Source organism: Micromonospora endophytica, assembly GCF_003236305.1.
Classification (GTDB): domain Bacteria; phylum Actinomycetota; class Actinomycetes; order Mycobacteriales; family Micromonosporaceae; genus Micromonospora; species Micromonospora endophytica.
On sequence record NZ_POTX01000230.1, the window covers coordinates 1 to 9,486 of the forward strand.

The following is a 9,486-nucleotide window of genomic DNA, read 5'->3' on the forward strand; positions in this document are numbered from 1 at the left end:
GTGGCTGCACCGTCAGCGATCCGGGCGATCCTCAGCGGCGCGCGCCGCTGGTGGGGCAGGGTGCGGCGGGCGGGGTGCCGAGGCGACGGCGCAGGGCGACGGCGGCGGGCAGGAGGGCGGGACCGAGTAGGGCGACGGTGATGGCGGTGGCGACAAGGGTCGGGTACGTCGGGCGTGGGGCGGCGCTGACCACACCGTCCACCGCGCCGGCCAGCAGGTGCACGTTGAGCAGGCCGACCGGGGTGAGCAGGGCCACCACGGCCCATCCGCCACTGGCGTCCCGCCGCATGCCGAGCCCGACCGCGAGCAGCAGGGCCACAGTCAGCAGCACCGTGCCGGTGGGCGGCAGGAGCTCCTCACCGCCGCCGCGGTAGGCACCCCAAAGTGCATCGAAGCCCATTGCGTACGACAGGCCGCCACCAGCGACCGCCGCCGCTACCGGCAGGGTGCGGGCCGGCGCCGGCAGGTGGTCACCGATCGCGAGCGCCAGCACGCCGAGCGCTACCTGCGGCACCAGCACCAGCAGCGGCGGGCGGGGCACACCGGCGACCACGCTGATCGCCGGCAGCGCCGCCGTCACCAGCAACGCCACGGTGATGGCCGCCCGGGTGGGTCGGCCCGGCGCGACGGCGGCGACAAGCGCGGCCAGCAGCCAACCGCACCAGGCGACGATCCCCACCGAGACGAACGGGCCGAACACCGGCACACCCCACTCGGCGGGCGGCAGGTGCCGCTCGGCGAACACCCAGAAGGCGGCGAGGAAGGCGGCCGTGGTCAGCGCGAGCAGCGCGCCGAGGCGTACCCCGGGGACCAGGTCGTTGGCGCCGGCGGCCCGCAGTCGCTGGCGGAGGCCGCCGCGCACGAGGTCCGCGGCCTCCGCCGGCGAGGGGCGACGCCGCTGCGGGTCGGCGAGGTCGAGGTACGTCCCGACGATCTCGTCGCCGCGTTCCCGGCGGTAGTCCGCCGGGTACGCCCACAGCAGGCGTCGGTAGCGGCGCTCCAGCTCGGTCATGCCAACCCCCCGGCGGTACGCGGCGTCAGCGGCGCGGCCCGGCGGGCGTTGAGCCGGACGGTGGCCGCCTCGACGTTGTGGCGTAGCCGCTCGGTCTCGGCGGTGAGCGTGGCGTCTCCGGCGGGGGAGAGGCGGTAGTAGCGGCGCAGCCGGCCATCGACGGTCTCCTCCCGGTCGAGTTCGACGAGGCCGGCGTCGGTGAGCCGGTCCAGCGCGCCGTAGAGGGTGCCGGGGCGCAGCGAGAGCCGCCCGCCGGAGAGGTCGGCGACCTCTCCGATGATCGCGTAACCGTGCATCGGCTCCCGCGCCAACGCGGTGAGAATCAGGAACGTGGGTTCGCGCAACGGTGTGTCCACGTCCTGAATATATCGGACGCGAAGGTATGCGGGGGTCCCTGCCCGCTCCAATCGCCCCATTGATCAAGAAGTTTGCGTCGGCGGTCGCCGGAATCCCTGACGCAAACTTCTTGATCAACCTGGGGATAGCACTCGGGCCGGCTCCGCGAGGTGCGGAACCGGCCCGGAGGCGTGCTGAAGGTGCTCAGCAGTCGAAGTACATGGCGAACTCGTGCGGGGTCGGGCGCAGGCGCACCGGGTCGACCTCGTTGGCCCGCTTCCAGTCCACCCAGGTGGAGATCAGGTCCGGGGTGAAGACGCCGCCCTCGAGCAGGTAGTCGTGGTCGGCCTCGAGCGAGTCGAGCACGGCCGGCAGCGAGCCCGGCACCTGCTTGACGTCGCCCCACTCCTCCGGCGGGAGGTCGTAGAGGTCCTTGTCGATCGGCGCCGGCGGCTCGATCTTGCTCTTGATGCCGTCCAGGCCGGCCATCATCATCGCCGAGAAGGCGAGGTAGACGTTGGCCGACGGGTCCGGCACCCGGAACTCGACCCGCTTGGCCTTGGGGTTGCTGCCGGTGACCGGGATGCGGGTGCAGGCCGAGCGGTTGCGCTGCGAGTAGACCAGGTTGACCGGCGCCTCGTAGCCCGGCACCAGGCGACGGTACGAGTTGACAGTCGGGTTGGTGAAGGCCAGCAGCGACGGCGCGTGGTGCAGCAGACCACCGATGTACCAGCGGGCGGTGTCGGAGAGGCCGGCGTAGCCGGTCTCGTCGTAGAACAGCGGCTCACCGCCGAGCCAGAGGCTCTGGTGGGTGTGCATGCCGGAGCCGTTGTCGCCGAAGAGCGGCTTCGGCATGAAGGTCGCGGTCTTGCCGGCGGCCCAGGCCTCGTTCTTCACGATGTACTTGAAGAGCTGGAGCTGGTCACCGGCGTGCAGCAGGGTGGAGAACTTGTAGTTGATCTCCGCCTGGCCGGCGGTGCCGACCTCGTGGTGCGAGCGCTCCACGGTGAAGCCGGTGTCGATCAGCCGGCGCACGATGCTGTCACGCAGGTCGGCGTAGTGGTCGACCGGCGGCACCGGGAAGTAGCCGCCCTTGTACGCGGTCTTGTAACCGCGGTTGCCGCCCTCCTCCTCGCGGCCGGTGTTCCAGGCGCCCTCGATCGAGTCGATGTAGTAGAACGACTGGTGCGCCGACGTCTCGTGGCGGATCGAGTCGAAGATGTAGAACTCCGCCTCGGCGCCGAAGTAGGCGGTGTCGGCGATGCCGCTGGCGGCGAGGTACGCCTCGGCCTTCTTCGCCACGTTCCGCGGGTCGCGGCTGTACGCCTCACGGGTGAACGGGTCGTGGATGAAGAAGTTCAGCGCGAGGGTCTTCTGCGCGCGGAAGGGGTCGATGAAGGCGGTCGCGACGTCCGGGAGCAGGAGCATGTCCGACTCGTGGATCGCCTGGAAGCCCCGGATCGACGACCCGTCGAAAGCGAGACCGTTGGTGAAGAAGTCGTCGTCGACGGACTCCACCGGCAGGTTGAAGTGCTGCATGACGCCGGGCAGGTCACAGAAACGTACGTCGACGAACTTCACGTCCTCGTTCTTGAGGTAACGCAGGAGTTCCTCGGGATTGGCGAACACTCGTCCTCCTGGCACGTCCACGGGGTAGCTAGGCTCCTGGCGACGCTATGACCGTGCGGTTGCCCGGCCATGTCTCCAGTGTTTCTGCCGTGTTACGTCCCTCGCGCTGTGTCACTCTCGCTGGCCAAGCCGGCCAGCGCCAGCGCAGGAACGGGTCCGACCCCGCCAGTGTAGTGAAACTTGAGGTCATTGGTCCTTTTCGGCGCTGCGCGGCGGCCTGCGTCCCGGCCGCGTACGCCCGCCTGGCTAGGCTTGTCCGCTGTGACCACCGAGCCCCACCGTGCCCCGCCGCCCGCCGCGGACCCCGACTTCGTCCCCGCCGACGTGCAACGGCGCTTCGGGGCGCTCGTCGTCGACTGGGTGCTCTGCCTGCTCGCGGCGGGCCTGTTCGCCAGCCCCGCCCGGGACGCCTGGGCGCCGGTCGCCGTACTCATCGTGGAGTACGCCGTCTTCCTCGGCCTGTTCGCGCAGACCCCGGGCATGTACCTGACCCGGATCCGCTGCGTCGACTGGGCCGACGGTGGCCGGATCGGCCTGCTCCGGGCCCTGCTGCGCGGCGTGCTCCTGGCCCTCGTGGTGCCCGCCCTGCTGATGGACCAGCACCGCCGCGGCCTGCACGACCGCCTCACCCGCTCGGTGATGGTCCCCGCGAAGGCCTAGCGGCCGCGCGACTGGCGGAACGCGCCACGCGGCGGGCGCAGGTTCTTCGGGACGGCGCCCTTGGGCATCTGCGGGCGGGCCGTCAGCGCCTTGAGCCGCTTGTCGAGGGCGTTGACGTCCTTGCCGCTGAGGTTGCGCGGCAGCCGCATCAGCGTCATCCGCAGCTTGCGGATCGGCAGCTCGCCCTCTTCCTGGCCGATCACGTAGTCGTAGAGCGGGGCGTTGCCGATCACCTTCGCCAGCCGGCGCTTCTCCTGGCCGAGCAGGCCACGGATCCGCTGCGGGTTCCCCTCCGCCAGCAGGATCACGCCCGGCCGGCCGATCACCAGGTGCACCATGTCCATCTGGGTGGTGGAGCTGACCGCGGGCCGCACCCGCCAATCCCCACGCATGCTCTCGATGATCTGCGCGGCGGCGCCCGGCTGACCCTCGGCCGCGTTCATCATCGCCCGGTTCGACCTGAGGTTGAGCACGATGAGCAGGCAGAGCAGGGCGAACAGGATGCCCAGCGGCAACCACAGCCAGCCCCAGCGCAGCACCGCCACCACCGTCAGCGCGAGCGGAATCAGCACCGCGCCGGCGGCCAGTGGCGCGAACCACTTGTCCTGCCGGGCGGTGAACCGGAACACCAACCCGATCTGCTTCAGCCGCTGGCCGAACGACACCTTCTCCTGGGGCTTTGCCATGGCATCGAGTCTAGTGGTCGGCCAGCGCCCCGTTGATCCGCGTCCGGTGCCCGGCCGGCTGAGTACCTTACGGCCCCGCAGGTGCCTGGTCGCCGGAAAGTAAGGAGGCACGGCGTACCGAGATCAGGCGGCGCACCAATGCTCCGGCGCCACCTTCCCGAGCAGAGTCAGAGTCGGGCAGTCGACCACTACCGAAGGAGCCCGACATGTTCACCACCGACTCGGAATTCTTCCTCACCGTCCACCGTACGCACAGCGCCGAGCTGCGCGCCGAGGCCGCCCGGGACCGGCTGGCCCGCACCCTGCCGCAGCGCTCAGCACGCGGCTGGCTGACCCGCCGCCGATGACAAACGTAAGGAGGGGCCCCCTGCTAACGCCTGGTGTAGAGCAGGGGCCCCCTATTAACAAGTCCCGGCCGAGCGGCAAGCCGGCGAGCGGCAAGCGGGTGTGCCGCAAGCGGCCGAGCGGCATGCGGGCGAGCGGCAAGCCGGCGGGCGGCATGCTCGGTGCCGTGACCGCCCGTGCCAGCAGCACCACACTCGTCGGCCGCCAGCGTGAGATGACGCAGCTGAGTGACGCGCTGGCCCGGGCCCGCGCCGGTGCGCCGGTCGCCGTACTCGTCGGTGGCGAGGCCGGGGTGGGCAAGACCCGGCTGCTGGAGGAGTTCGGCCGGACGATCGGCGACGCCGCCCGGCTGCTGGTGGGGCAGTGTCTCGAACTCGGTGAGGCCGGCCTGCCCTTCGCCCCGTTCGCGGCGGCGCTGCGCACGGTGCTGCGTACCGACGGCGCGGCCGTCTTCGAGGGGTACGAGGCAGAGTTCGCCCGCCTCCTGCCGGAGCTGGCGCGGGTGCCGGCCGGCGCGGCCGTACCGTCGGCCGTCGCGCCCTCGGACGCACCCCGGGGTTACCTGTTCGACCTGGTCGCGGAGTTGTTCGGCCGGCTCGCCGCCGATCAGCCGCTGGTGTTGGTGGTCGAGGACCTGCACTGGGCCGACCGGTCGACCAGGGATCTGATCGGCTTCCTGGTGCGGGCCGCGCGCACCGCACGGGTGCTGCTGGTCTGCACCTACCGCACCGACGAGTTGCACCGGGGACACCCGCTGCGCCCGTTCCTGGCCGAGCTGGACCGGGCCCGGGGCGTCGACCGGCTGGAGCTGGGCCGGCTGGATCGGGACGGCACCGCCGCGATCGTCGCCGGGCTGCTCGGCACCGAGCCCTCCGCCCGCGCGGTCGACGACATCCACGACCGTACCCAGGGTAATCCGCTCTTCATCGAGGAGTTGGCCGCCGCCGGCAGCCCGATCGGCTGTGCCGTACTGCCGGAGACCCTGCGCGACCTGCTGCTGGCCCGGGTGGATCGGCTGCCGGAGCCGGCCCAGCGGGTGCTGCGGATCGCCGCGGCCGGTGGCATCCGGCTGGCCCATCACCTGCTCGCCGAGGTGGCCGGGCTGCCCGAGGCGGAACTGGACGACGCGTTGCGCGCCGCCGTCGCCGCCCAACTGCTGGTGGCCGACCCCGACGGCGACTACGAGTTCCGCCACGCGCTGGTGCGCGAGGCGGTGCACGACGACCTGCTCCCCGGCGAGCACGCCCGGCTGCACGCCCGGTTCGCGGCCGCCGTCGAGGCCCAGCCCCATCTCGTCGCCGCCGGCCGCGCCCCGGCCGAGATCGCCCACCACTGGTACGCCGCCCACGACCATCCCCGGGCGTTGACCGCTGCCCGGGCGGCCGCCCGGGCCGCCGCGGACCGTTACGCGTACGCCGAACAGAGCCGGCTGTTGGAACGGGTGCTGGAACTGTGGGAGTTGGTGCCCGACGCGGCCGAGCGGCTCGGCATGGACCACCTGGCGTTGCTGGAGGAGACGCTCGACGCGGCGACCACCGCCGGTGACTACCATCGCGCGTTGACCCTGACCCGGGCCGCCCTGGCCGAGGTGGACACCGAGAGCGAGCCGCTGCGCGCGGCGCGGCTGCTGGACCAGCGCGGCCGGATGTTGGCCATGCTCGGCAAGAGCGACGGCGCGGCCGAGCTGCGCCAGGCGTACGAGCTGGCGGCGCAGGTGCCGGACGGGCCGCAGCGGCTGCGGCTGCTCGCCGACCTGGCCGACCACCTGGCCCGGGTCGACCTGATCGAGGGGGCGCGGATCGCCGCCGAGGTGGTGCAGACGGTGACGGCCGCCGGGGTGCAGGACGCGATGCTGCCGGTGCAGCTCGCGGTGCTGTGGCGGGGCGACTCGCCCGATCTCGGCCTGGCCGAGCTGCGCCGGTGCGCGGGGCTGGCCCGGGCCGCCGGTGAGGTGCCGGCGCTGGTCCAGGCGTTGGTGCACATCTCCGACGTGCTCTTCGAACTCGGCCGGTACGAGGAGTCGGCCCGGACCGCCGCCGACGGGATGATCGAGGCGCGCCGGGTCGGCATCAGCCGCTCCACCGGAAAATACCTGCTCTCCAACCAGGCCGAGGCGTTGTTGGCGCTCGGCCGCTGGGCCGAGGCCGACCAGATCTGCGCCAAGGCGGCCCGACTCGACCCGCCGGGCGTGAGCGGGCTGCACTGGCTGCAACTGCGGGCCGGGCTGCGACTGGCCCAGGCACATCCGAACGCTGACGAGACGGTGGGCCGGGCGCTGGCCTTCCTCAGCAAGCCGTACCTGCATCCGCACAACCGGCTGCCGCTGGCGGAGCTGCGGATCGCGGCGGCGCTCGCCACCGACGACCGGGACGAGGCGCGGCGTGCCGTCGAGGCCAGCCTGGCCGATCCGGCGGTCGTCGCGTATCCCCGCTACGGGTGGCCGGTGGTCGCCGCCCTGGCCCGGGTCGCCCGGCACACCGCCGACGGCGAACTCGCCGCGCGGGTGGCCGCGCTGGTCACCACCGTTCCGGCACGCTTTCCCGCCGAACGGGCGTACGCCGCCGAGGTCGCCGCCACGGTGGCCCCCGGTGACGATCCGCTCGCCGCCTGGCGGGGGGCGGTCACCGCGTGGCGGGCCGCCGGCCAGCCCGCGGCCCTGGCCCGGGTGCTGCTGGCGTTCGCCGAGGTGGCCGCCGGCACCGGAGAGCGGGACGAGGTGGCGGCGGCGGTACGCGAGGCCGCCGCGATCGCTGACGGGCTCGGCGCGACCCTGCTCGCGGAGCAGGCCGCCACCCTGGCCCGCCGGCTCGGCCTGCGCGGCGCGGGCCGGACCGGGCCGGGCGCGGAGCTGCTGACCGAGCGGGAGCGGGAGGTGCTGCGGCTGGTGGCCGAGGGACACAGCAACAGCCGGATCGCCGAGCAGTTGTTCATCTCACCGAAGACGGCGAGCGTGCACGTCTCGCGGATCATCGCCAAGCTCGACGTACGCAACCGGGTCGAAGCCGCCGCCGTCGCCCACCGCCTGAACCTCCTCGCCGACCCCTCCTGACCGCAGGAAGGGTCAGCGGGCGGTGGCGGGCTCGCGGGCAGCCAGGGCCTGCTGGTAGAGGCGGCCGGCGCGGTACGACGAGCGCACCAGCGGCCCACTCATCACCCCGGCGAAGCCGATCTCCTCGGCCTCGGCGCTCAGCTCGACGAACTCCTCCGGCTTGACCCAGCGCTCGACCGGGTGGTGCCGGGGGGAGGGGCGGAGGTACTGCGTGATGGTGATCAGCTCGCAGCCGGCGGCGTGCAGGTCACGAAGGGCCTGGGAGACCTCGGCCCGCTCCTCGCCCATGCCCAGGATCAGGTTGCTCTTAGTGACCAGGCCGGCGGCGCGGGCCTGCCGGATGACGTCGAGCGAACGCTCGTAGCGGAATGCCGGCCGGATCCGCTTGAAGATCCGCGGCACGGTCTCGACGTTGTGCGCCAACACCTCGGGCCGGGCGCCGAACACCTCGGCCAACTGCTCGGGAACGGCGTTGAAGTCGGGGATCAGCAGCTCGACGCCGCAGCCGGGTTGCAGGGCGTGGATCTGCCGGACGGTCTCGGCGTACAGCCAGGCGCCGCCGTCGGGCAGGTCGTCGCGGGCGACGCCGGTGATGGTGGCGTACCGCAGGCCCATCGACCGCACCGACTCGGCCACCCGGCGTGGCTCGTCGGCGTCGAACTCGGCCGGCTTGCCGGTGTCGATCTGGCAGAAGTCACAGCGACGTGTGCACTGGTCCCCGCCGATGAGGAAGGTGGCCTCGCGGTCCTCCCAACATTCGTAGATGTTGGGGCAGCCGGCCTCCTGGCACACGGTGTGCAACCCCTCGCGGGCGACCTGCCCGCGCAGTTGGGTGTACTCCGGGCCCATCTTGGCCTTGACCTTGATCCACGGCGGTTTGCGCTCGATCGGCGTCTCGGCGTTGCGCGCCTCGATCCGCAGCAGCCGCCGCCCCTCCGGGGCGGGCGTCGCGGTACGCGCGGCCGGGCCGGTCGTCGGCGCGGAGTGCTCGATCGTCACAAAAACGAGCCTACGCCGGACGGCACCCGTCGATGAACTGCGGGCGACGGCCATCACCCCACCAACCCTGTGACGCCGGACACCGATGGCGGCAGAAACGGGTCACACGGCAGCGTCCTGCGGTGTTAGCGTCCCCGGCACGAAGCGACGACGGAGCCGAGTAGCGCCCCGCCCCGCCAGTTGAAGAGAGCCGCCGGTTGCTGCGAGGCGGTCTGGCGTCGGGCCGCGAAGACCCTCCCGAGCTGCGGGAAGAACCGCCCGCGGTGCAAGGAGGGGCCCCCTTTTAACGCCTGCGGTAGAGGCGGGGCCCCCTCTTAACAACCGCGTGCCCAGTAGAGCCCGCCCGGCTGGCCCCGGTGAAAAGGCGACGAACGAGGCACCCGCCCAGGCGGGAGCGAAGGTGTGGTGGCACCGCGAGGTTCCCGCTCGCCCACACCTCCCGGGGATCGCGTTGCGATTGATCGAGGAGGTAGCCGTGCAACGCATCCTGTCCGACCGACTCACCCGGCACACCGGCCGTACCGTCCGGATAGCCGGCTGGGTCCACCGCCGCCGACTGCTCAAGTCGGTGGCCTTCCTGATTGTCCGGGACGCCGCCGGGTTCGCCCAGGTCGTGGTCACCGACCCGGCGGTGCGCGCCGAGGTCGAGGCGCTGCCGGAGGAGACCGTCGTCGAGGTGGTCGGCACCGTGGTCGCGAACGACACCGCGCCCGCCGGGGTCGAGCTGACCGACCCGACGGTACGTCCACTCGGCCCGCCCGCCGTACCCC

9 protein-coding genes are annotated in these 9,486 nt (G+C 72.4%); 4 read left to right on the top strand and 5 right to left on the bottom strand.

The genetic code is table 11. From position 1 onward, the window contains the following. Window positions 1-31: 31 nt before the first annotated feature. From C1I93_RS24725 to glnA, 3 genes are all read right to left on the bottom strand, one after another. Window positions 32-1,012: a hypothetical protein gene (locus tag C1I93_RS24725; protein WP_111245684.1), complete on the bottom strand. Its 981-nt coding sequence runs from the start codon at window positions 1,010-1,012 to the stop codon at window positions 32-34. Beyond that, on the bottom strand, window positions 1,009-1,368 hold the full coding sequence (locus C1I93_RS24730) for a PadR family transcriptional regulator (RefSeq protein ID WP_111245685.1): 360 nt from the start codon (window positions 1,366-1,368) through the stop codon (window positions 1,009-1,011). The genes C1I93_RS24725 and C1I93_RS24730 overlap by 4 nt, the downstream gene beginning before the upstream one ends. A 184-nt stretch (window positions 1,369-1,552) precedes the next feature. Continuing rightward, window positions 1,553-2,977, bottom strand: a complete 1,425-nt coding sequence (gene glnA, locus C1I93_RS24735; protein ID WP_111245686.1) for a type I glutamate--ammonia ligase — start codon at window positions 2,975-2,977, stop codon at window positions 1,553-1,555. Between the two features lie 324 nt (window positions 2,978-3,301). Here glnA and C1I93_RS24740 point away from each other — a divergent pair, with 324 nt between their 5' ends. Then, window positions 3,302-3,637, top strand: a complete 336-nt coding sequence (locus C1I93_RS24740) for an RDD family protein (RefSeq protein WP_223256343.1) — start codon at window positions 3,302-3,304, stop codon at window positions 3,635-3,637. On the opposite strand, the gene C1I93_RS24745 is transcribed toward C1I93_RS24740, so the two are convergent. Continuing rightward, on the bottom strand, window positions 3,634-4,323 hold the full coding sequence (locus C1I93_RS24745) for a DUF4191 domain-containing protein (RefSeq protein ID WP_111245688.1): 690 nt from the start codon (window positions 4,321-4,323) through the stop codon (window positions 3,634-3,636). The two genes, C1I93_RS24740 and C1I93_RS24745, sit on opposite strands and share 4 nt — an antisense overlap. A 206-nt stretch (window positions 4,324-4,529) precedes the next feature. Here C1I93_RS24745 and C1I93_RS31755 point away from each other — a divergent pair, with 206 nt between their 5' ends. Next, entirely contained in the window at window positions 4,530-4,670 is a 141-nt protein-coding gene (locus C1I93_RS31755; RefSeq protein ID WP_181445306.1) for a hypothetical protein, read from the top strand. Window positions 4,671-4,822: 152 nt separating this feature from the next. Continuing rightward, window positions 4,823-7,717 (top strand): helix-turn-helix transcriptional regulator, encoded by a 2,895-nt coding sequence (locus C1I93_RS32980; protein ID WP_111245690.1) that lies wholly within the window; start codon window positions 4,823-4,825, stop codon window positions 7,715-7,717. Window positions 7,718-7,729: 12 nt separating this feature from the next. On the opposite strand, the gene lipA is transcribed toward C1I93_RS32980, so the two are convergent. Further along, window positions 7,730-8,770, bottom strand: a complete 1,041-nt coding sequence (gene lipA / locus C1I93_RS24755) for a lipoyl synthase (RefSeq protein ID WP_111245689.1) — start codon at window positions 8,768-8,770, stop codon at window positions 7,730-7,732. Between the two features lie 421 nt (window positions 8,771-9,191). On the opposite strand from lipA, the gene C1I93_RS24760 reads away from it, so the two are divergent. Continuing rightward, window positions 9,192-9,486: OB-fold nucleic acid binding domain-containing protein (locus C1I93_RS24760; RefSeq protein WP_258378339.1), on the top strand; the 295-nt coding region annotated here is incomplete at its 3' end.

Bases quoted from the DNA above. Each gene is read 5' to 3' on its own strand.
- lipA (WP_111245689.1), bottom strand. From the start codon at position 8,770: ATGGCCGTCGCCCGCAGTTCATCGACGGGTGCCGTCCGGCGTAGGCTC.
- C1I93_RS24725 (WP_111245684.1), bottom strand. From the start codon at position 1,012: ATGACCGAGCTGGAGCGCCGCTACCGACGCCTGCTGTGGGCGTACCCG.
- C1I93_RS32980 (WP_111245690.1), top strand. From the start codon at position 4,823: ATGCTCGGTGCCGTGACCGCCCGTGCCAGCAGCACCACACTCGTCGGC.
- C1I93_RS24745 (WP_111245688.1), bottom strand. From the start codon at position 4,323: ATGGCAAAGCCCCAGGAGAAGGTGTCGTTCGGCCAGCGGCTGAAGCAG.
- C1I93_RS31755 (WP_181445306.1), top strand. From the start codon at position 4,530: ATGTTCACCACCGACTCGGAATTCTTCCTCACCGTCCACCGTACGCAC.